Origin of the sequence: Kineococcus gypseus, from assembly GCF_050871305.1 — a bacterium.
GTDB classification, from domain to species: domain Bacteria; phylum Actinomycetota; class Actinomycetes; order Actinomycetales; family Kineococcaceae; genus Kineococcus; species Kineococcus gypseus.
In genome coordinates this window covers 1-21103 of record NZ_JBJLRD010000023.1, presented here as the reverse complement: position 1 = coordinate 21103, position 21103 = coordinate 1, and the positions used below count along the sequence as shown (strand labels likewise).

General features: G+C 77.5%; 20 protein-coding genes. 13 read left to right on the top strand and 7 right to left on the bottom strand.

The features are described 5' to 3' along the window. Nucleotides 1–80: 80 nt before the first annotated feature. Together dnaJ and hrcA are read right to left on the bottom strand one after the other, a co-directional pair. Nucleotides 81–1199: a molecular chaperone DnaJ gene (gene dnaJ / locus ACRYMN_RS10710; protein WP_432494803.1), complete on the bottom strand. Its 1119-nt coding sequence runs from the start codon at nt 1197–1199 to the stop codon at nt 81–83. Nucleotides 1200–1256: 57 nt separating this feature from the next. Further along, nucleotides 1257–2297 carry a heat-inducible transcriptional repressor HrcA gene (hrcA, locus tag ACRYMN_RS10705; protein WP_432494801.1) on the bottom strand — a complete coding sequence of 347 codons (1041 nt, stop codon included), beginning with the start codon at nt 2295–2297 and terminating at the stop codon, nt 1257–1259. Nucleotides 2298–2409: 112 nt separating this feature from the next. On the opposite strand from hrcA, the gene ACRYMN_RS10700 reads away from it, so the two are divergent. Further along, nucleotides 2410–3288, top strand: coding sequence for a DUF3097 family protein (locus tag ACRYMN_RS10700; protein ID WP_432494799.1), 879 nt, complete (start codon nt 2410–2412; stop codon nt 3286–3288). 113 nt (nt 3289–3401) lie between these two features. Then, nucleotides 3402–3974: a DUF4870 domain-containing protein gene (locus ACRYMN_RS10695; RefSeq protein ID WP_432494797.1), complete on the top strand. Its 573-nt coding sequence runs from the start codon at nt 3402–3404 to the stop codon at nt 3972–3974. 8 nt (nt 3975–3982) lie between these two features. Here ACRYMN_RS10695 and ACRYMN_RS10690 read toward each other — a convergent pair whose 3' ends face one another. Together ACRYMN_RS10690 and ACRYMN_RS10685 are read right to left on the bottom strand one after the other, a co-directional pair. Next, nucleotides 3983–5032 (bottom strand): LLM class F420-dependent oxidoreductase, encoded by a 1050-nt coding sequence (locus ACRYMN_RS10690; RefSeq protein WP_432494795.1) that lies wholly within the window; start codon nt 5030–5032, stop codon nt 3983–3985. Continuing rightward, nucleotides 5017–5886: a helix-turn-helix transcriptional regulator gene (locus ACRYMN_RS10685; RefSeq protein ID WP_432494793.1), complete on the bottom strand. Its 870-nt coding sequence runs from the start codon at nt 5884–5886 to the stop codon at nt 5017–5019. The genes ACRYMN_RS10690 and ACRYMN_RS10685 overlap by 16 nt, the downstream gene beginning before the upstream one ends. A gap of 76 nt (nt 5887–5962) precedes the next feature. Here ACRYMN_RS10685 and ilvD point away from each other — a divergent pair, with 76 nt between their 5' ends. From ilvD to ACRYMN_RS10665, 4 genes are all read left to right on the top strand, one after another. Then, the gene (ilvD, locus tag ACRYMN_RS10680) at nt 5963–7822 is read left to right on the top strand and encodes a dihydroxy-acid dehydratase (protein WP_432494791.1); all 1860 of its coding nucleotides are present in this window, start codon (nt 5963–5965) and stop codon (nt 7820–7822) included. Nucleotides 7823–7914: 92 nt separating this feature from the next. Next, entirely contained in the window at nt 7915–8277 is a 363-nt protein-coding gene (locus ACRYMN_RS10675; protein ID WP_432494790.1) for a hypothetical protein, read from the top strand. Between the two features lie 122 nt (nt 8278–8399). Continuing rightward, a complete protein-coding gene (locus ACRYMN_RS10670; RefSeq protein WP_432494788.1) occupies nt 8400–9056 on the top strand; it encodes a TasA family protein in 657 nt (218 codons plus the stop codon). A 10-nt stretch (nt 9057–9066) separates the two neighbouring features. Then, complete coding sequence (locus ACRYMN_RS10665) at nt 9067–10089, top strand: signal peptidase I (RefSeq protein ID WP_432494786.1); 1023 nt, start codon at nt 9067–9069, stop codon at nt 10087–10089. 165 nt (nt 10090–10254) lie between these two features. Here the strand turns inward: ACRYMN_RS10665 and hemW are convergent, their stop codons facing one another. Then, a complete protein-coding gene (gene hemW / locus ACRYMN_RS10660) occupies nt 10255–11466 on the bottom strand; it encodes a radical SAM family heme chaperone HemW (protein ID WP_432494784.1) in 1212 nt (403 codons plus the stop codon). A 199-nt stretch (nt 11467–11665) separates the two neighbouring features. Between hemW and ACRYMN_RS10655 the strand changes: the two genes are divergently transcribed. Continuing rightward, nucleotides 11666–12463: a DUF1206 domain-containing protein gene (locus ACRYMN_RS10655; RefSeq protein WP_432494782.1), complete on the top strand. Its 798-nt coding sequence runs from the start codon at nt 11666–11668 to the stop codon at nt 12461–12463. 49 nt (nt 12464–12512) lie between these two features. Here ACRYMN_RS10655 and ACRYMN_RS10650 read toward each other — a convergent pair whose 3' ends face one another. After that, complete coding sequence (locus ACRYMN_RS10650; RefSeq protein WP_432494780.1) at nt 12513–13364, bottom strand: ABC transporter permease; 852 nt, start codon at nt 13362–13364, stop codon at nt 12513–12515. Next, the gene (locus ACRYMN_RS10645) at nt 13361–14071 is read right to left on the bottom strand and encodes an ABC transporter ATP-binding protein (protein ID WP_432494778.1); all 711 of its coding nucleotides are present in this window, start codon (nt 14069–14071) and stop codon (nt 13361–13363) included. The genes ACRYMN_RS10650 and ACRYMN_RS10645 overlap by 4 nt, the downstream gene beginning before the upstream one ends. Before the next feature lie 130 nt (nt 14072–14201). Between ACRYMN_RS10645 and ACRYMN_RS10640 the strand changes: the two genes are divergently transcribed. The 6 genes from ACRYMN_RS10640 to ACRYMN_RS10615 all read left to right on the top strand — a co-directional run bounded on the left by ACRYMN_RS10640 (nt 14202) and on the right by ACRYMN_RS10615 (nt 20966). Next, the gene (locus ACRYMN_RS10640) at nt 14202–15332 is read left to right on the top strand and encodes a sensor histidine kinase (RefSeq protein WP_432494776.1); all 1131 of its coding nucleotides are present in this window, start codon (nt 14202–14204) and stop codon (nt 15330–15332) included. Next, nucleotides 15329–16003, top strand: a complete 675-nt coding sequence (locus ACRYMN_RS10635; RefSeq protein ID WP_432494774.1) for a response regulator — start codon at nt 15329–15331, stop codon at nt 16001–16003. The genes ACRYMN_RS10640 and ACRYMN_RS10635 overlap by 4 nt, the downstream gene beginning before the upstream one ends. Before the next feature lie 10 nt (nt 16004–16013). After that, a complete protein-coding gene (locus ACRYMN_RS10630; RefSeq protein ID WP_432494772.1) occupies nt 16014–16700 on the top strand; it encodes a hypothetical protein in 687 nt (228 codons plus the stop codon). Nucleotides 16701–16918: 218 nt separating this feature from the next. Beyond that, nucleotides 16919–18031 (top strand): glycosyltransferase family 2 protein, encoded by a 1113-nt coding sequence (locus tag ACRYMN_RS10625; protein ID WP_432494770.1) that lies wholly within the window; start codon nt 16919–16921, stop codon nt 18029–18031. Then, on the top strand, nt 18028–19662 hold the full coding sequence (locus tag ACRYMN_RS10620) for a GMC family oxidoreductase N-terminal domain-containing protein (protein WP_432494768.1): 1635 nt from the start codon (nt 18028–18030) through the stop codon (nt 19660–19662). Before ACRYMN_RS10625 ends, ACRYMN_RS10620 begins: the two co-directional genes overlap by 4 nt. 149 nt (nt 19663–19811) lie before the next feature. Beyond that, on the top strand, nt 19812–20966 hold the full coding sequence (locus tag ACRYMN_RS10615) for a S8 family peptidase (protein WP_432494767.1): 1155 nt from the start codon (nt 19812–19814) through the stop codon (nt 20964–20966). Nucleotides 20967–21103: the final 137 nt, after the last annotated feature.

Genomic DNA, 21103 nt, shown 5'->3' with positions numbered 1-21103 from the left:
CGGGGGGTCCTCACCGCACCACCGCGCTCGGGCGGCGGGCGCCGTCGGGCGGCGGTGGGCGGCGGTGGGCGGCGGTGGGCTCAGCGGCCGCCGAAGCGCCCGCGCAGCTTGGAGAAGACGCCCTGGTGGGCCGGTGCGAGCCGGCCGGCCGGGCGCACCTCCCCGCGCAGCTCGGCCAGGCGGCGCAGCAGCTCCTCCTGCTCGTCGTCGAGGTCGCGCGGGGTGCTCACCTCCAGGGTGACCTGCAGGTCCCCGCGGCCGGCCGAGCGCAGGTGCTCCACGCCCTTCTGCTTGAGGGTGACGACCTCGCCGGCCTGCGCGCCGGGGCGCACCTCGACCTCCTCGGTGCCGTCGAGGGTCTCCAGCGGGATCGAGGCGCCCAGCGCGGCGGCCGTCATGGGCACCTCCAGGGTGCACAGCAGGTCGTCCCCGCGGCGGGTGAAGACCGGGTGCGGGCGCTCGTGCACCTCGACGTAGAGGTCGCCGGGCGGGCCGCCGGCCGGGCCCACCTCGCCCTGCGAGGCGAGCTGGATGCGGGTGCCGGTCTCCACGCCCGCGGGCACGCGGATGGTCAGCGGGCGGCGCGCGCGCACGCGCCCCTCGCCGGAGCACTCCTGGCACGGCGAGGGCAGCACGGTGCCGAAGCCGTGGCACGTCGGGCACGGGGAGGTCGTCATGACCTGCCCGAGCAGCGAGCGCACCACGCGCTGGACCGAGCCCTGGCCGTGGCAGATGTCGCAGGTGGCCGGCTCGGTGCCCGGCTGGCAGCAGGTGCCCTTGCAGGTCGGGCACAGCACGGCGGTGTCCACCTGGATCTGCCGCTCGCCGCCGAAGGCGGCCTCGGCGAGGTCGACGTCGACGCGGATCAGGGCGTCCTGGCCGCGCTGGGTGCGGCTGACCGGCCCGCGCCCGCCGCCGGCGCCGCCCTGGCCGAAGAAGGCGTCCATGATGTCGGAGAAGCCGAAGCCCTGGCCGAAGCCGGCGGCCCCGCCCTGGGCGCCGCCGCGGTCGTACTGCGCGCGCTTGTCGGGGTTGGAGAGCGTCTCGTACGCCTGCGAGACCTCCTTGAAGCGGTCGCCGGCGTCGGGGTCGGAGGTGACGTCCGGGTGGAGCTTGCGCGCCAGCTTGCGGTAGGCGCGCTTGATGTCCTCCGCGGAGGCGTCCCTGCTGACGCCGAGGACGTCGTAGTAGTCGCTCACGAGGTGCTCAGGTCTCCCGTCGGTCGGGTCGTGGGTGGGTCGCGGCGACCGGGTCGGTCACTGGGACAGGATGCGCGAGACGTAGCGGGAGACCGCCCGCACCGCCGCCATCGTCGTGGGGTAGTCCATGCGGGTCGGGCCCAGCACGCCCAGGCGCGCCAGCACCTCCCCCTCGCCGTAGCCGCTGGTCACCACGGACGTCTCGGGCAGGCCGAGGTGGAGGTTCTCCGCGCCGATGCGCACGGTCAGCGCGCCGCGGTCGCCGGTGCCCTCCTCGGTCATCTCCTGCACCAGCCGCAGCAGCACCACGTGCTCCTCCAGCGCCTCCAGCACGCTGCCCAGGCTGGCGGACAGGTCGGCGCCGGAGCGCACGAGGTTCGCCGTGCCGGCGATGACCACGCGCTCCTCCAGCCCGGCGCTCAGGCAGTCGCCCAGCGCGGCGACCACCTCGGCGGTGACGGCCATCTCCCCGGGGGTGCTGGACTGCACCACGGCGGTGAGCTCCTCGCGCGCCTGCTTCAGGCGCTTGCCGGCCACGGCGGCGTTGACGCGGTCGCGCAGCGCGGCCAGCGTGCCGGGCAGGGCCTGCGCGTCGGTGGCCGAGCGCACGTCCACCACGCGCTGCTCGACGCGGCCGGTGTCGGTGATGAGCACCAGCAGGGCGCTGCGCCCGCCCACCGGCACCAGCTCCACGTGCCGCACCGCCGCCCGCGAGAGCGAGGGGTACTGCACGACGGCGGCCTGGCGGGTGATCTGCGCCAGCAGCCGCACCGTGCGGTCGACCACGTCGTCGATGTCGACGGCGCCGTCGAGGAAGGCCTGGATGGCGCGGCGCTCGGCCGGGGACATGGGCTTGAGGCTGGCGAGGCGGTCGACGAAGAGGCGGTAGCCCTTGTCGGTGGGGATGCGCCCGGCGCTGGTGTGGGGCTGGGCGATGTAGCCCTCCTCCTCCAGCACCGCCATGTCGTTGCGGATCGTCGCGGGCGAGACGCCCAGCCGGTGGCGCTCGACGAGGGCCTTGGACCCCACCGGCTCGTGGGTGGCCACGTAGTCCTCGACGATGGCGCGCAGCACGGCGAGCCTGCGGTCGTCGCTCACACCCCACCTCCACTCGGTGCACGGCCGGCGGCCGCCCGCTGGCACTCCGGACGACCGAGTGCCAAGTCTAGGCCAGCGCGCCTCCGCCGCGCCGCCCCCGGCGCTGGTTAGCGTGCGGCGGGTGAGCAGGGACGAGCGCCGCGCCGACCGCTACGGCAGCGACGTGCTGTCCTCCGACCCGCACCCGCGCCGGCCGGCGCACCGCGAGGAGCGCGCCGAGCGCGGCCTGGTCGTGGAGGACGTCGAGACCGGCTGGGTCGGCGCGGTGGTGCGCGTGGAGAAGAGCGGCGGCGTGCACGTCGTCGTGCTGGAGGACGCGCGCGGGCGCACCCGCACCTTCCCGCTGGGGCCGGGCTTCTGGGTGGACGGGCAGCCGGTGCGGCTGGTGGCGCCGAGGGGCCCCGCGGCGCCCGCCGCGCCCACCCGCACCGCCAGCGGCTCGCTCGCGGTGGCCGGCGCCGCCGCCCGCACCGCGCGCGCCTCGCGCATCCTCGTCGAGGGCCGCCACGACGCGGAGCTGGTGGAGCGGGTCTGGGGCGACGACCTGCGCGTGGAGGGCGTGGTGGTGGAGGTGCTCGACGGCGTGGACGACCTCGACGCCGCGGTGCGCTCCTTCGGCCCGCGCCCGGGGCGGCGCATCGGGGTGCTGGTGGACCACCTGGTGCCCGGCTCGAAGGAGTCGCGCACCGTCGCCTCCGTCGGCGCGAGCCCGCACGTGCTCGTCGTGGGCCACCCCTTCGTCGACGTGTGGCAGTCGGTGCGCCCGCAGCGCCTGGGCTGGGAGCGCTGGCCGGTGATCCCGCGCGGCACGTCGTGGAAGCACGGGGTGCTCGCCGAGCTGGGCTGGGCGCACGCCACGCAGGCCGACGTCGCGTACGGCTGGAAGCGGATCCTGGGCACCGTGCGCAGCTACGCCGACCTCGAGCCGGCGCTGCTGGCCCGCGTGGAGGAGCTGGTGGACTTCGTCACCGCCGACGCGGCCGACCGCTGAGGCGCCCGCCTCCCCCGCCGGTCGCACCCGGGACCCTCCCGCGGGAGGACGACACCCGCCCGCGCGCGCGGCAGGATCGTGCCCAGCAGCCGCACCGACGCCCGGAGGACACCGTGAGCGACCCGCACCAGCAGCCCAGGCCGGACTTCACGAAGGCCCCGCACGAGCAGCCCGGGGACCCGTACGCCCACGGCGGGCAGGACGGCTGGGGGCAGCAGCCCCACCCGGAGCAGCAGCCGTACCCGTACCAGCCGTACCAGGAGCAGCCGTACCCGCAGGAGCAGCACCAGCAGCAGTACGCGCCGTACCCGCAGCACCAGCAGCCCTCGGCGATGTCCGTGCAGGACGAGCGCACCTGGGCGGTGCTGTCCCACGTCAGCTCCCTGCTGGTGTGGGTGGGCCTGCCGGTGGTCGGCCCCCTGGTGCTCTTCCTCGTCTTCAAGGACCGCAGCCGGTTCGTGCGCGAGCACTCCGCCGAGGCGCTGAACCTGAACATCTCGATGCTGCTGTACGGCCTGGGCCTGACCGTCGTGGCAGCGCTGCTGGCCCTGTTCACCTTCGGGCTCTCGTTCGCGCTGCTGGGCCTGCTGCCCGTGGCGACGACCGTCCTGACGGTGCTCGCCGCCGTCGCGGCGAACTCCGGCCGGGCGTACCGCTACCCGGCGGTGCTGCACCTGGTGCGCTGAGGGGCCGCTCAGCCGGCCAGCGCCCGCACGGTCGCGACGCGCTCGGGCAGCGCGGGCGCCAGCGGGGCGAGCGCCAGCGTGCTCACGCCCGCGCGGGCGTAGTCGTCCAGGCGCGCGCGCAGCGTCCCGGCGGGGCCCACGAGGCAGGTGGCCTCGAGGAACCCGTCGGGCACCGCGGCGGCCGCGGCGCGGTGGTCCCCGGCGAGGAACGTCTCCTGCACCTCGTCCACGGCGTCGGAGAAGCCCAGGCGCCGGGCCAGGTCGGCGTAGAAGTTCTGCGAGCGCGAGCCCATGCCGCCCAGGTACAGGGCCACGTGCCGGCGCACCGGTGCCTCGGCCTCGCGGCGCGCCGCGCCGGTGGCGCCGGTGAGCAGCACCGGCACCGAGGCGCACACGTCGAACCCCCGCGCGGGCTGCGGGGCCGTGCGCCTCGCCCGGCCGGCGGCCAGGGCGGCGAACTGCTCCCCGCACGCCTCCGGCGCCAGGAACACCGGCAGCCAGCCGTCGGCGACCTCCCCGGCCAGCGCGACGTTGCGCGGGCCGACGGCCGCGAGGTAGACGGGCAGGTCCGCCCGGGCGGGCAGGGCCAGGCGCAGCGGCACCCCGGGGCCGTCCGGCAGCGGCAGGCGCACGTGCTCGCCCTCGAAGCGCAGCGGGCGCCGGGCGAGCACCTCGCGCACCACGGCCACGTGCTCGCGCGTGCGCGCCAGCGGCGCGGCGAAGCGCTGGCCGTACCAGCCCTCGGACACCTGCGGGCCGGAGACGCCCAGCCCGAGGCGGAAGCGCCCGCCGGACAGGGCGTCCAGGGTGGCCGCGGCCATCGCCGTGGCCGCCGGCGCGCGGGCGGGCACCTGCAGCACCGCCGAGCCCAGCGCGATGCGCGAGGTCTGCGCGGCCAGCCAGCCCAGCACGCTGACGGCGTCGGAGCCGTACGCCTCGGCCACCCACGCGCTGTCGCAGCCGGCGTCCTCGGCGGCGCGCGCCAGGGCCAGGGCGTCGCCGGCCGCGGCGGCCGCGTCGGGGCCGGTGAGGTAGCCGAGGTTCACCCCGAGGCGCACGGCACGACGGTAGCCCGGTCGCCGCGCGCCGCCAGCAACCGCGCCCACGCGGCGGGGGTGCGCCCGTCGTCCACGGGCGTGTAGAGCACCACCTGCAGCCCGGGCTGGTCCGCGGGCGCGAGCTGGTGCTGCTCGAGCAGCAGCTCCCCGGTGTCCGGGTGGCTGAAGAGGCGCTCGCGGGAGGTGAAGCCGCGCACGTCGTGGTCGCTCCAGCCGGCGCGGAACTCCGCGCTCTCGGTGCGCAGGCGCCGCACCAGCGCGGCCACCGCCGGGTCGCCCAGCCGCGGGCCGGCCTCGGCGCGGAACTCGGCCAGGAAGCGGCGGCTGTCCTCCTCCCAGCGCGGCAGCAGCCGGCGCACGTACGGGTCGGTGAAGACCAGCCGCAGCAGGTTGCGCTGCGGCTCGGGCACCGCGGCGATGCCGGGGTAGAGCGCGGCGTAGGCGTCGTTCCAGCCCACGATGTGCCAGTCGGCGGCGATCGCGAAGCCGGGCAGGCCCGCCTGCGCGTCCAGCAGCCGCTGCACGTGGGCCGGGGCCGTGCGCGCCGCGGCGCCGGTCGGCGGGGGTGCGGAGAAGCCGGCCAGCGAGAGCAGGTAGGCGTGCTCGGTGCCCGACAGGCGCAGGGTGCGGGCCAGCGCGTCGAGCACCTGGCGGGAGGGGTGCACGTCGCGGCCCTGCTCCAGCCACGTGTACCAGGTCACCGAGATGCCCGCGAGGGTCGCGACCTCCTCGCGGCGCAGGCCCGGGCTGCGCCGGCGCGCGCCCTCGGGCAGGCCCAGGTCGGCCGGGGCCAGCTGGGCGCGGCGGCTGCGCAGCAGCGCGCCCGCCTCCCGGCGCTGCGTCTCGCTGGCCACCGCCGCATCGTAGTGGTGCCGGTACCAGCACCAGCGCCGTCTTCCTCGTGTCGGGGGCACCGGGCACAGTGGCGCCATGCCCACCCTGAGATCCCGGACCGTCACGCACGGCCGGAACATGGCCGGTGCCCGCGCGCTGCTGCGCGCCGCCGGCGTGGCGCGCGAGGACTTCGGCAAGCCGATCGTCGCCGTCGCCAACAGCTTCACCGAGTTCGTGCCCGGCCACACCCACCTGCAGCCGGTGGGGCGCATCGTCTCCGAGGCGATCCACGCCGCCGGCGGCGTGGCGCGCGAGTTCAACACCATCGCCGTGGACGACGGCATCGCCATGGGCCACGACGGGATGCTCTACTCCCTGCCCAGCCGCGACCTCATCGCCGACTCGGTGGAGTACATGGTCGAGGCGCACCGCGCCGACGCCCTGGTGTGCATCAGCAACTGCGACAAGATCACCCCGGGCATGCTCATGGCCGCGCTGCGCCTGGACATCCCCACGGTCTTCGTCTCCGGCGGGCCCATGGAGGGCGGCACCGCCGTCCTCGTCGACGGCACCGTGCGCAGCCGGCTGAACCTCGTCTCCGCCATCGCCGACGCCGTCGCCGACGACGTCTCCGACGAGGACATCGCCCGCATCGAGGAGGCGGCCTGCCCCACGTGCGGCTCCTGCTCGGGCATGTTCACCGCGAACTCCATGAACTGCCTGACCGAGGCCCTCGGCCTGGCCCTGCCCGGCAACGGCTCGGTGCTGGCCACCCACACCGCGCGCCGCCGCCTCTACGAGGACGCCGGGCGCACCGTCGTGGAGATCGCGAAGCGCTGGTACGAGCAGGACGACGCGAGCGTGCTCCCGCGCAACGTCGCCTCGCGCGCCGCCTTCGACAACGCCATGTCGCTGGACATCGCCATGGGCGGCTCGACCAACACGATCCTGCACCTGCTGGCCGCCGCGCAGGAGGCGGGGCTGGACTACACGCTGCACGACGTCGAGCAGCGCTCGCGGCAGGTGCCGTGCCTGACGAAGGTCGCCCCCAACGGCACGTACCTCATGGAGGACGTGCACCGCGCCGGCGGCATCCCCGCCATCCTCGGCGAGCTGGACCGCGCCGGGCTGCTCGACCACGACGTCACCACGGTGCACTCCGCCTCGATGGCCGAGTGGCTGAAGACCTGGGACGTGCGCGGCGGCTCCCCCTCGCCGGAGGCCGTGGAGCTCTTCCACGCCGCGCCCGGCTGCGTGCGCTCGGCGCAGGCGTTCTCGCAGTCGGAGCGGTGGAAGTCGCTGGACACCGACGCCGCGGGCGGCTGCATCCGCGACGTCGCGCACGCCCACTCCGCCGACGGCGGCCTGGCGGTGCTGCGCGGCAACCTCTCCCCCGACGGCGCGGTGGTCAAGACCGCCGGCGTGGACGAGTCCATCTGGACGTTCTCCGGTCCGGCCGTGGTGGTGGAGTCCCAGGAGGACGCCGTCGAGGCGATCCTGTCCGGGCGCATCGGCGCCGGCGACGTGGTCGTCATCCGCTACGAGGGCCCGCGCGGCGGCCCGGGCATGCAGGAGATGCTCTACCCCACCTCGTACCTGAAGGGCCGCGGGCTGGGGAAGGTGTGCGCGCTGGTCACCGACGGGCGCTTCTCCGGGGGCACCTCGGGGCTGTCCATCGGGCACGTCTCCCCCGAGGCGGCCGCCGGCGGCACCATCGCCCTCGTCGAGGACGGCGACACCGTCGTCGTCGACATCCCCCACCGCGTGCTGCACCTGGACGTGCCCGACGAGGTGCTGCGGCGGCGCCGCGCCGCGCTGGAGGCCGGGCGCGGCTACCGCCCCGCCGCGCCGCGCCCGCGCAAGGTCTCCACGGCGCTGAAGGCGTACGCAGCGCTGGCGCTGTCGGCGGACAAGGGCGCCGTGCGCGACGTCGGCCGGTTCGGGGACGGCGCCTGAGCACCGTCCGGCGCACCCGGCGCCGCGCGCACTTGGAGCCGCGCAGCAGCGCGCGGTTGGAGCTGCGCGCGGCGCCGGGGTAGGACGGGGGCGTGTTCAGCGCCGACCCCGCCCACGCCACCCTGCTCGGCCGGATGGCCCAGGAGGGGGAGTCGCCGCTGGCCGTGCTGCCCCTGGCGGGCGGGGCGTTTGGCGCCTCGAGCGCCGGTGCGCTGGCCCTCAGCGCCCGGCGGCTGTGGCTGACCCAGCCGCAGCTGCTCGGCGGGCCCTCCACCGCCTCGGTGCCGCTGGCGTCCGTGGGCGCGGCGGGCGTGAGCGCGAAGCGGCCCCTGCTGGGCGGGCCCGGCGCCGTGCGCGTCGAGCTTGTCGTCGACGGGCGCGCGCTGCGGTTCACCACCCGGGCCGGGCGCGCGGCCGCCGAGGAGTTCCTGCGCGCCCTCGACGCCGCGCGCTGAGCGCGCCGTGCCCCCCGCAGTGGGGACGCGCCCGGGGCTCCAGCTCCGCACCCGGCGGGCCGATGCCCCTGGTGGAGCGCCCGCACGAGGTGGGCCGCGGGAGTGCGGGTGCGGAGGCCACGATGGCGCGGACGACGACGGCGGGGACGACGACGGTGGGGACGAGCGGCCGTGACCGCGACGAGCGGCGCCGCAAGGTGGTCCTGACGGCCCTGGTGGCCGCGGCCGTCACGGCGGTGGCCACCCAGGGCAGCGAGGCGACGTTCACGGCGACGGCCTCGCGCGGGCACTCGATCACCACCGGGAACCCGATGCTCGTCCTCGGCCTCACCGGCACGCCCGCCAACCGCCTCGGCGTCGACGTCACCGGCCTGATCCCCGGCGGCACCGCCCAGCGCTCCTTCGACCTGCAGAACACCGGCAGCTACACCCTGACCAGCTACACCCTGAGCACCACGGTCACGACGTCCTCCCTGCTGGACACCGACACCACCAACGGCCTGCAGGTGAAGCTGGAGCGCTGCAGCGTGCCGTGGGTGGAGTCCGGCACCCTGCCGAACTTCAGCTACACGTGCGGCCCCGCCTCCAGCCCCGGCACCACGACCACGGTCGTGCCCCTGAGGCCCATCTCCTTCACCAACGTGCCCGTCACCGGCATGGTCTCCGCCGCCCCCACCGGCACCGACCACCTGCTGCTGACCGAGCAGCTGCCCGCCACCGCGGGCAACAGCTTCCAGAACCTCACCAGCGCGGTCACCTTCACCTTCAACGCCTCCTGAGGGGGTCCCCGTGGCCCACGTGCTCCCGGGGCCGCGCCGCAGCGGGTCCACCCTGCTGCTGGCGGTGGCGCTGCTCGTCCTGGCCGCCTGCCTGCTCGCCGGCCGCGCCGGCTACCAGCTCGTGACGCTGGAGACCGGCTCGATGGCGCCGGCGCACCCGGCCGGCAGCCTGCTCCTGGAGCGCGAGCAGCCGCTGGAGGACCTGCGGGCCGGGCAGGTCATCACCTTCCGCGCCCCCACGCCGCGCGGGCAGACCCTGACGCACCGCGTCACCGACGTGCAGCGCACCGCGGACGGCTCCGTCGTCGTGCGCACCCGCGGCGACGCCAACGCGGGCGAGGACCCCTGGGACGCCGTCGTCGGCGACGACCGCGTCTGGCGCGTGGTCGGCGGCGTGCCGCACGCCGGCGCGGTGCTCTCGGCCGCACGAGGTGTCGCCGGCACCCCCACCGCGCTGGTGCTGGGTGCACTGGTGGCGCTGGCCGTGGTCTGGCTGCCCGCCGGGCGCCGCACCGACCGCCGGGGTGAGCGCCCGGGTCCGGGCCCGTGCTGGAGCGGGCGCCGTCGCCGCAGCGCCGGGCGGGTGCGCCCGCTGGCGCGCCGCGCCACGGCCGCCTCCGCCGTCGCGGCGCTGGCCGTGACCGCCTCGGCCACCGCCGCCGAGGCGGCCTGGGACACCTCCGTCGCGCGCGGGCACGCCGTGCGCAGCGCGCGCCTCGTCACGCCGTCCATCGTCAGCGTGCGCGACGGCTGCCTGTTCGCGGGCGGGACCAACCGCGACCAGGTGGTCGTCACGTTCACCGCGGCGGCCGACGACCGCCGCGCCGTGCGCGTCGAGCGGCGCACCGTCAACGGCAGCGGCGGAGGGTCGTGGGCGGTCGTGGGCACCCTCGCACCGGGCGCGACCACCTTCGCCGACCCGACCGTCGCCTTCCTCACCCGCTACGGGTACCGCCTGACCCACACCGCCGGGCCGTGGTCGGGCACCACGTCCGGCGAGGTGCAGATCCTGACCGTGCCCAACTGCCTGTGAGGCCCGACCGCCCGCGAGGCCCGACCGCCTGTGAGGCCCGACCGCCTGTGAGGCCCGACCGCCTGTGAGGCCCGACCGCCTGTGAGGCCCGACCGCCCGTGAGGCCCGCCGCGCGCCGGGGCCGCCGCGCGCCGGGGCCGCCCGCCGGGCACGGGGTGCGGGGGCTCAGCCCAGCAGCGCGCGCACCACCGCGTCGGCCAGCAGCCGGCCGCGGCGGGTCAGCGCCCAGCGCCCGCCGCCGAGCCCCTCCAGCAGCCCGTCGGCCACTAGCGCGGGTGTGGCGGCCACGGCGGTGCCGCCCCACCACGCCGGGTCGAAACCCTCCGCCAGCCGCGAGCGCAGCAGCACGTCCTCGACGCGGCGGTCCTGCTCGGAGAGGACCTCGCGGGCGTGCGCGGGGCTGTGCCCGCGCTCGAGGCGGCCGGCGTACGCGACGGGGTGCTTGACGTTCCACCAGCGCACCCCGCCGACGTGGCTGTGCGCGCCGGGGCCGACGCCCCACCAGTCGCCGCCGCGCCAGTAGGCGAGGTTGTGCCGGCAGGCGAACTCGGCCTTGCGGGCCCAGTTGCTCACCTCGTACCAGGAGAACCCGGCGGCGGTCAGGGCGTCGTCGACGAGCTCGTACTTCTCCGCCTCGTCGTCGTCCTCGGGGGCGGGCACCTCCCCGCGGCGGATCCGCGCGGCCAGCCGGGTGCCCTCCTCGACGATGAGGGCGTAGGCCGAGACGTGGTCCGGCTCGCACGCCAGCGCCTCGTCCAGGCTGCGGCGCAGGTCGCCGGTGGACTCCCCCGGCGTGCCGTAGATGAGGTCCAGGCTGACGTCGAGGCCGGCCGCGCGGGCCCAGCGCACCGCCTCGGGCACCCGGCGCGGGTCGTGGGTGCGGTCCAGCACCGCCAGCACGTGCGGCACCGCGGACTGCACGCCGAAGGAGACGCGGGTGAACCCGGCCGCCGCCAGCGTCGCCAGCGCCGCGGGCGTCACCGAGTCGGGGTTGGCCTCGGTGGTGACCTCCGCGCCGGGCTCGAGCCCGAAGCGCTCGCGCACCGCGGTGAGCATCGCGGCCAGGTCGTCCGCGGGCAGCAGGGTGGGGGTGCCGCCGCCGAAGAAGACCGTGGAGGCCGGGCGGGCGGCGTCGCCGAGCACGCGCGCGGCCAGGTCCACCTCGGCCGCGGCGGTGGCGGCGTAGGCGGCCTGCGAGGCGCCGCCGCCGAGCTCGGTGGCGGTGTAGGTGTTGAAGTCGCAGTAGCCGCAGCGCACCGCGCAGAACGGCACGTGCAGGTAGACGCCGAAGGTGCGCCCGGCGGCGCCGGCCAGGGCGGCGGGCGGCAGGGCGCCGTCGGTGGGGACGGCCTCGCCGTCGGGCAGGGAGCTCGGCACCCCTCCAGTGTCACCCCGCGCCGGACCCCCGCCGGACCCCCGCAGGACGCGCGCCGGACGAGCGCCGGACGCGCGCGGCACCACCCGTCCGGGTGCCCGTGGCGACGCTCCAGCACCGCCCGGCGGCGGCGGGTGAGCACCGGCCCGGCGCGCCGCGGCCCGGCGTGCGCGCACCCCCCGGCGGGCCGACCATGTGCGCATGTCCGGCAACGACGTCAGGGAGACAGCCCAGCAGGGACAGCGCTTCGCCGAGCGGCACGAGGGGACGGTGAAGCGGCTCGGGCGGGCCGGCGTGGCCGCCGAGGGCGTGGTCTACCTGCTGGTGGCGTGGCTGGCGCTGCAGGTCGCGCTCGGCGGCTCCGGCGGCAGCGCCGACTCCTCCGGGGCCCTGGGCCGCGTCGCCGCGCAGCCCTTCGGCAAGGTGCTGCTGGCGCTGCTGGCGCTGGGGTTCCTCGCGATGGTCGCCTGGCAGGTGCTCGCCGCGGTCGCCGCGGAGAAGACCTCCCAGCGCGTCAAGGCCGTGGCCAAGGCGCTCGTGGCCGCCGCGCTGGGCGTCTCCAGCGCCCGGTTCCTCCTCGGCGGGGGCTCCTCCGCCGGTCAGCAGCAGCAGGGCCTGACCCAGCGGGTGCTCGAGGCCCCCGGCGGCCCGGTGCTCGTGGTGCTCGCCGGGCTCGTGGTCGTCGGCATCGGCGTGGCCCTCGTGGTGCGCGGGGTGCAGAAGAAGTTCGAGGACAAGGTCGAGGGCTCGCTCTCACCGGCCCTGACCGCCCTGGGCGTGGCCGGGTGGGTCGCGCGCGGCGTCGCGTTCGCCGTCCTGGGCGCCCTGGTCGTCGCCTCCTCGCGCGGCGACACCGCGAAGTCCCGCGGCCTGGACGCCGCCTTCCGCGAGATCGCCTCGCAGCCGTTCGGCACGGTGCTGCTCGTGCTCGTCGCCCTGGGCCTGGCCGCCTACGGCGTCTTCCAGCTGCTCACCGCGCGCCGGCGCCGCCGGGCCTGAGCGCACCGCGCCCGGCCCGGCCCCGCACGGGGACGGGCCGGGCGCGTCCTCAGCCGCGGCGGGTGACCGCCTCGCGGTGGGCCCCGGCCAGCGCGAGCGCGGCCGCCAGCACCGCTGCGCCGAGCACCCACGCCGCGTGCACCGCGGGGTGCTGCGGCGCGAGCCCGCTGAGGGCGGCCACGTCGCGCTCGTCGGCGACGGCCAGCAGCACCAGCTGGCCGAAGTGGTGCGTCGGCAGCCAGGGCGCCACGTCCCGCAGCACCGCGGGCAGCTCGGACAGCGGCACGAAGAAGCCCGAGGCGAACGACAGCGGCAGGAACACCAGGTTGGTGATGACCACGGCGACCCGCGGCCGCACCAGGAAGGCGATCGCGACGCCCAGCGGGCTGCACACGAGCACGCCGGCGACCAGCAGCGCCCCCAGCGCCGCCCACCGGGCCGGCTCCAGGCGCACCCCGCCGACGGCGGCGGCCAGCGCGCACAGCCCGAGCACCATGAGCAGCGCGTGCACCAGCGCGCCGCCGAGCTTGCCCACCAGGTAGGCGCTGGTGGGCACGGGGGTGGCGGCCAGGGTGCGCAGCCAGCCGCGTCCGCGGTCCTCGGCGACCTCCTCGCCGACGACGGCGACGCCCAGGGTCAGGGCGCCGTAGCAGCCGATGCCCGCCAGGACGACCAGGCCGGCGCCGGTGCCCCCCGGCATCGTGCGCCCGGCGTTCGGCAGCCCGAAGACGGCGTAGAGCACCGCGGGCAGCGCCACGCCCAGGACGGCGAGCTCCGGGCTGCGCAGCCCCGCGCGCACCTCGGTCGCGGCGGCCAGCGCGTACAGGCCCGCGCGCGAGCCGGTGGGGCGCACGGTGCTCCCCGCGCCCGTGCTCGCGCCCGCTCTCGTGCTCGCGCTCACCGGTGCCCCCCTCCCGCGACGGCGGGCGCCGCCAGGTGCACGAACGCGGCCTCGAGGTCGCCGCCGAGCGCCAGCGACGCCGGTGCGCCGTCGGCCACGACCCGGCCGCCGGCCAGGACCACGGCCCGGTCGGCGAACGCGGCCACCTCGGCGAGGTCGTGGGTGGCGAAGAGCACCGTCGCCCCGCCGGCGGCCGCGGCGCGCGCCTGCTCCCAGAACGCGCGCCGCGAGAGCACGTCCATCGCCGCGGTCGGCTCGTCCAGCAGCAGCAGCTCCGGCTGCCCCACCAGCGCCAGCGCCAGCAGCAGCCGCTGGCGCTCACCGCCCGACAGGGCGGTCACCGTGCGCCGGGCGCGGGTGCCCAGCCCGGTGCGGGCCAGCACCTCGTGCACCTGCAGCGCCCGGGGGTGGGCGCGGCCCACCAGGCGCACCAGCTCGCGCACGGTGACCTGCTCGGGCAGGCCGGCGGACTGCAGCATCGCCCCCACCCGTCCCCGCGCCGCCCCGGGCGGCCCGCCGAGCACCTCCACGCGCCCGGCCGTGGGGCGCACCAGGTCCAGCAGCAGCTCGAAGGTGGTGGTCTTGCCCGCGCCGTTGGCGCCCAGCAGCGCCACGACCAGGCCCCGCTCGACGCGCAGGTCCAGCCCGTCCAGGGCCCGCACGTCGCCGTACGACTTCACCACCCCGCTCATCGCGATGACGTCCACCGCGCACCTCCCTCCTGCGGGCACGAGGGTGCGCGCCGCCGGGCGCGCCCCGGCAGTGCCGGAGGTCACCGCCGCCGGCCGTGACCTCCGGCACGGGTCGCGCGGGCGCCGGCGCCCCTACGCTGCACGCGTGCCCACCCGCGCCGGGGACCGTCTCCTGGCCGCGACCGGACTGACCGCCGTCGCGGCGGTGGGGGCCGCCACCGCCCTGGAGCCGTGGGCCGGCGCCCCGTGGGCGCTGGGTCCCTGGTGGGCCGCCTACGCGCTCTTCACCGCCGCGTTCGTCGCCGACGACGCCGCCGGGCGGCTGCCCGCGCCCGCGCGGGCGCGCCGGCCGTCGGCCCGGGCGCTGCTGGCGGTGCAGGTGGCCGCGGCCCTGGCGGCGTGGTCGCTGGCGCCCGCCGCCGGCTGGACGGCGGTCCTGTTCGTCGTCACCGCCGTCTCGGCCGCCTACGCGCTCGGGCCGACCGGCACCGCCGTCCTCGTGGCCGCGCAGTGCGCGGCGGTGGTGGCCGGCACGGCGCTGGCCCACGGCGAGGCGGGGCGCGCCGCCGTGGTGGGGCTGGTCTACGGCGCCTTCCAGGTCTTCGCCGTGCTCGTCGTGCTGGCGGGGCGGCGCGAGGCCGAGCAGCGCGCCGCGCTGGCCGCGGCCCACGCCGAGCTGCGCGCCGCCGCCGCGCTGCTGGCCACCTCCGCGCGCGACGCGGAGCGGCTGCGCATCTCGCGCGACCTGCACGACGTCGTCGGGCACGGGCTGACCGCGCTGGCGCTGGAGCTGGAGGTCGCCTCGCACCGGGTGGACGGCCCCGCCGGCGAGCACGTCGAGCGCGCCCGCTCGATCGCCAAGGACCTGCTGGCCGACGTGCGCCGCGCGGTCGGCGGCCTGCGCGGGCAGGTGCGCGGCCTGGAGGCGGCGCTGCGCGAGGCGGCCGGGGACCCGCCGGGCCTGGAGGTGGACCTGGCCGTGCGCGAGGAGGTGCCGCTGGACCCGGAGCGGGCGCTGGTGGTGGTGCGCTGCACCCAGGAGCTGGTGACCAACGCGCTGCGCCACGCCGGCGCGCGCCGGCTGCGCGTGGACGTCGTCGCCGGCGCCGCGGGCGTGCACCTGGTCGCCGAGGACGACGGGCGCGGCAGCGGGCGGCTGCGGCTGGGCAACGGCCTGAACGGCGTGGTCGAGCGCGTGGAGGACGCCGGGGGCAGCGTGCGCTTCCGCACCGCCCCGGGCCGCGGCTTCCGCGCCGAGGTGCGGGTGCCGGCGTGATCCGGGTGGCGCTCGTGGACGACCAGACGCTGGTGCGCCAGGGCGTGCGCAGCCTGCTGGAGCTCAGCGACGAGGTCGAGGTGGTCGGCGAGGGCGCCGACGGCGACGAGGCGCTGGCGCTGGTGGCCCGCGGCGACGTCGACGTGCTGCTGCTGGACCTGCGCATGCCGCGGCGCGACGGGATCTCGGCGCTGGAGGCGATGCGCGAGCGCGGCGACGCGGTGCCCGTGCTGGTGCTGACGACGTTCGACGACGACGAGCTGGTGCTGGCCGCGCTGCGCGCCGGGGCGCGCGGCTACCTGCTCAAGGACGTCACCCTCGAGCAGCTCGTGGGGGCGGTGCGCGCCCTGGCCGCCGGCGGCACGCTGCTGCTCCCGGCGCTGACCGAGCGCCTGCTGCGCGCGGCGGCGGCGCGGCCGGCGGCACCGGCGGACCTGGGCGCGCCCGAGCCGCTGACCCGCCGCGAGCTGGAGGTGCTGCGCCTGCTGGCGGCCGGCTGGTCCAACAAGGAGGTCGCCGCGGCCCTGCACCTGGCGCCGGGCACGGTGAAGAACCACGTCACCGCGGTGCTGCTCAAGCTGGGCGTGCGCGACCGCACCCGCGCGGTGCTGCGCGCCCTGGAGCTCGGGCTGCTCGAGGGCGGGCACGGCGGCGGGGCGCGGCGGCGGTAGCGTGCCGGGCGTGCCGGACGCCCCCGAGACCGACCGCTGGGTCCTGCCGGAGGAGGACGAGCCGTGGTCGCTCTCCCTCGTCGTGCGCGTCGAGCGCGACCCGGTGCCCGCGCACACCGACGTCCTCGTCGCCGCGGCGCGCGCCGTGGTGCTGCTGCTGACCGACGCGCGCACCACCGCGCCCGGCGGGGAGTTCCACGACGCCGTCGCCGCCTGGCGCGGCCGGCGCATCCGCAAGATCACCCGCCGGGCGCGCGGGGTGCGCTGGGAGCGCACCGCGCAGCTGCCGCACGTGGAGGCGCGCAGCGGCGACGCGCTCGTGCGCGCCTTCGCCCCGCACCCGCGCGAGGAGGTCCCCGAGCCGCTGCGGCCGCTGCAGGTCGGCGGGCTGGACCTGGACGACCCGGAGGGGTTCCGGCCCGCGCCGCCGGCGCCGGGGCTGCTGACGGTGCGGCTGTGCCCGGACGTGCGCATGAGCACCGGCAAGGCCGCCGCGCAGGTCGGGCACGCCGCCCAGCTGGCGTGGGAGCAGCTGCCCGCCGCGGCCACCGCCGCGTGGGGCGCGGGCGGGTTCGGGGTGCGGGTGCTCACCGGCGCACCGGTGCTGCCGGCCGCCTCGCGCGTGGACGTGCGCGACGGCGGGTTCACCGAGGTGCCCCCGGGCACCGTGACGACCAGTGCGGGTTTCGAGGGCTGAACCCCGCGCCGTCGCGCAGCGTGTCGCCGCCGTGGCACCGCACGGACGGGGTCCCGCGATCCAGCCCCGCGGGCGACGCGGCGGCGTCCGGGCAGCGTCCTGACAGGTGATCGCCGCTCCCGTGACCCCGTGGGGGGGCGCGGTTAGCTTCAGCTCGGCGGACCCGCCCGAGGGCGCGGGACGCCGTCCTGCTGGAGCGACGTGGCCGGAGCGTGCAGATGAGCAGCGTGACAGCGGATCCGACGGGGGCCGGGAGCACCGCGGCGGGGAGCGCCACCGCGGCGGGGACGGCCACCGCGGCGGGGACCGCCGCGCGGGTCCCCCACCAGGTGGCCCGGGCGCAGGGCGGGGCCGCGGGGGCCGAGGTGGTCACCACCGTCGCCGTGGTCGTGTGCACCTACACCGACGCGCGCTGGGACCTGCTGTGCCGGGCGGTGGAGTCGGTGCAGCACCAGACGCTCGCGCCGCGCCGGCTGGTGCTGTGCGTGGACCACAACCCCGAGCTGGCCCGGCGCTGCCGGCGGCGCTGGCCCGAGGGCGGCGAGCACGGCGCGGTGCGCGTGGAGGTCGTGGAGAACCGCTACGCCGGGCGGCTGGGCTCGGCGCGCAACACCGCCGTGGAGGAGGTGGGCGCCGACGCCGACGTCGTGGCGTTCCTCGACGACGACGCCGCCGCCGACCCCGGCTGGCTGGAGACGCTGCTGCGGGTGTACCAGGAGGACCCCGCGGCCCGGGCCGTGGGCGGCGCACCGCTGCCGGTGCTGGAGACCGCGCTGCCGCGCTGGTTCCCGCCGGAGTTCCACTGGGTGTTCGGCTGCCACTACCGCGGCCTGCCCACCCGGCGCGCCCCGATGCGCCACCTCATCGGCGCGAACATGTCCGCGCGCACCGACGTGCTGCGCGAGGTGCGCGGCTTCCACGCCGACGACCACGACGACATGGACCTCTCGCACCGCGTCGCGGCCGCCCACGGCGCCGCGTCGGTGCTGTACGAGCCGCGCGCGCAGGTGCGCCACTTCGTGCCCGCGCACCGGGTGACGTGGAACTACTTCTGGCGCCGCTGCTACGTCGTCAACCGCGAGAAGGTGCGCGCGCTGCGCGACATGGGCGACGCGGGCAACCTCGGCGCGGAGCTGGAGTTCGTCGCCGACGCCGCGCGCACGGTGCTGGGCAGCGTGGGCCGGGCGCTGCTCGGACGGCCGGCGGGCCTGGCGCCCAGCGCGGCGATGGTCGCCGGGATCGGCCTGGCCGGCCTGGGCAACGTGCACGGCCGCCTGGCGATGCTGCTGGGCCGCACCCCGCCGGCGCGCACCCGCGGCCTGCCGGCGTGAGCACCAACCTGGTGGTCGGCTCCGGGCCGGCCGCGGTGGGCGTGGCGCTGCGCCTGCTGGCCGAACCCGGCCAGGAGGTCGTGCTCGTGGACCTGGGCGGCACGCTGGAAGACGGCCACCGCGCCGCCGCGCAGCGCATGGCCGCCACCGGCGCCGACGGCTGGGACGCCGGCGACCTGGACCTGGTGCGCGCGCAGCCCGTCGCGCACGACGGCGGCCGGCTGCCGCAGAAGCGCAGCTTCGGCTCGGACTACCCGTTCCGCGACCTGGGCCAGCTCGCCGGCGTCGTGGCCACCGGCGGCGCGAACCGCTCGCTGGTCTCCTCCGCCGTGGGGGGTTTCTCCACCGTGTGGGGCGCGCAGGTGATGCCGTTCTCGCGCAGCACGTTCGAGCGCTGGCCGGTCGGCTGGGCGGACATGGAGGACAACTACCGCGCGGTCCTGCGGGAGGTCCCGCTGGCCGCCGAGCACGACGACCTCGCGGAGCTGTTCCCGCTGCTGGGCCCGGCGCAGCCGCTGCCGCCGCTGTCCGAGCGCACCCGGCGGGTGCTGGGTTCCGCCGCGCGCCACCGCGGTGCGCTGCGGCGCGCCGGGGTGACCGTCGGCCGCGCCCGCCTGGCGCTGCGGCCCGCGGCGTGCACCTCGTGCGGGCTGTGCATGACCGGCTGCCCCTACGGGCTGGTGTACTCCGCCGCGCAGAGCGTGGAGCGGATGCGCGCGCGCGGCGCGCTGACGCACCGCACCGGCCTGCTGGTGCGCCGGGTCTCGCAGGAGGACGGGCGCGCGCACGTGCTGGCCCGCGAGCTGGCCACCGGGCGCGACGTGCGCCTGAGCGCGGACCGGGTGTTCGTGGCCTGCGGGGGTGTCGGCACCACCCGCGTGGTGCTCGCCTCCATGGCCCGGCCCCCGCGGGAGGTGCGCATGGCCGAGTCGGTGCAGTTCGCGCTGCCGTTCCTCTCGCGCCGGGCGGTGGGCGACCCGCGCCGGGCGGAGCTGCCGGGGTTCACCCTGAACCAGTTCAACGTGCTGGTCGACTTCGGCGACGAGGGGTACGACACCTCGCAGGTGCACTGCTACCCGTACAACCCGGCCGTCCTGGCCGCGCTGCCCGCGCCGCTGCGGCACCGCCTGGCCGCACCGGCGACCGCGCACCTGCTGCGCCGGCTCACCGTGGGCCTGGGGTACCTGCCCTCCTGGGCCTCCCCGCACGTGCGCCTGTCGGTGGGGGCGCGCACCGGCGACGGCCTGCCGGGCGTGACCGTCTCCACCGGCGGCCCGGACGGTTCGGCGGCGTACGCGGCCGTGCTGCGCCGACTGGTGCGCGCCGCGCCGCGGCTGGACCTGTGGCCGGTGGCGGCGGCGGGCAGCGTGTCGGGCGCGGCCAAGAGCTACCACTTCGGCGGCAGCTTCCCGCACGCGGCGGGCACCTCGGCCACGACCACGGACCGGCTCGGGCGCCTGCCGGAGTGGGACCGGGTGCACCTGGTGGACGGCTCGGTGCTGCCCTCGGTGCCCTCGACCACCTTCACGCTGACCGTCATGGCCAACGCGCACCGCATCGCCGACGAGGTGCTGCGCCGGCCGGAGGTGCGCGCGGGCGGCCGCTCCGGCGACCTCGCCGCGCTGCCCTGACGGTCCCCCCGCGCCCGGGGCCCGCGGTGCGGGGGTCGTTGACGCCCCTCCCCACGAGTGGTTACTTTCCGTCAACGGCGAAATACTCGTCGTAGGCTCCTTCGGGGGGTACGCCGTCGCGCCCCCCGACGCTCCGGAAGGAACCCCCCGTGAAGCGCACCGCCCTGCTCGCACCCCTGGCCGCCCTGGCCCTCACCCTGCCGGGCGCGGCCGCCGCCTCCGCCGCTGCGCCCGAGGTCCGCGTCGCCGACGCCGGCGCCGACGCCCTGCCGGGGCAGTACGTCGTCACCCTGCACGAGGGCGCCGACGCGCGCGGCCTGGCCCGCGCCCTGCAGGTCTCCCCGCGCCACGTCTACAGCAGCGCCCTGGACGGTTTCGCCGCCGCGCTCACCGACGGGCAGCTGAAGGCGTTGCAGCGCAACGCCTCGGTCGCCGCCATCGAGGAGGACCGCAGCGTGCGCGCCGACGCGACGCAGAGCATCACCACCGCCGGGCTGCACGGCCTGGACCGCATCGACCAGCGGGCGCTGCCGCTGTCGGGCGGCTACACCTACGGCACCGGCGCGGCCGGCGTCACCGCCTACGTCATCGACACCGGCATCGACACCAGCCACCCCGACTTCGCGGGGCGCGCCCGCAACGTCTACGACGCCCTCGGCGGCGACGGGCGCGACTGCAACGGGCACGGCACGCACGTGGCCGGCACGATCGGCGGCGCCACCCACGGGGTGGCCAAGGACGTGCAGCTGCGCGGCCTGCGCGTGCTGGGCTGCGACGGTTCCGGCAGCACCGCGGGGATCGTCGCGGCCGTGGACTGGGTGCGCGCCAACCACGTCCCCTCCGCCGTGGCGAACCTCTCCCTGGGCGGGGGGTACTCCGCGGCCCTGAACACCGCGGTGAGCAACCTGGCCGCCGCCGGGGTGGCCGTCGCGGTGGCCGCCGGCAACGAGTCGCAGGACGCCTGCCGGGTCTCGCCCGCCTCGGCGTCCGGCGTCGTCACCGTCGCCGCCTCCGACCGCACCGACACGCGCGCGTCGTTCTCGAACTTCGGCTCCTGCGTGGAGACGTACGCGCCGGGCGTGGCCGTGACCTCCACCTGGCTGCGCGGCGGGACGAACACCATCAGCGGCACCTCGATGGCCAGCCCGCACGTGGCCGGCGTCATGGCGCTGTACAAGGGCCGCAACGGCGACGCGGCCTCGGCGACGGTGAACTCCTGGATCGTGTCCAACGGCACCGCGAACGTGGTGCGCTCGAACCCCTCCGGCACCCCGAACCGCCTGCTGTTCAAGGCCTCCCTCTGAGGCGGCACTCCACGACGCGCGCCCCGGGGGGGCCCGGGGGGGGGGGGGGGGGGGGGGGGGGGGGGGGGGGGGGGGGGGGGGGGTTGGCGTTTTTTTTTTGGTTTTCGGCGGCCGGGCGGGTGGGAATCCGGGCGATT

Excerpts from the sequence above, each read along its gene's own strand:
- ACRYMN_RS10655 (WP_432494782.1), top strand. The coding sequence starts at position 11,666 with ATGTCCGGCAACGACGTCAGGGAGACAGCCCAGCAGGGACAGCGCTTC.
- ACRYMN_RS10670 (WP_432494788.1), top strand. The coding sequence starts at position 8,400 with ATGGCGCGGACGACGACGGCGGGGACGACGACGGTGGGGACGAGCGGC.
- ilvD (WP_432494791.1), top strand. The coding sequence starts at position 5,963 with ATGCCCACCCTGAGATCCCGGACCGTCACGCACGGCCGGAACATGGCC.
- ACRYMN_RS10625 (WP_432494770.1), top strand. The coding sequence starts at position 16,919 with ATGAGCAGCGTGACAGCGGATCCGACGGGGGCCGGGAGCACCGCGGCG.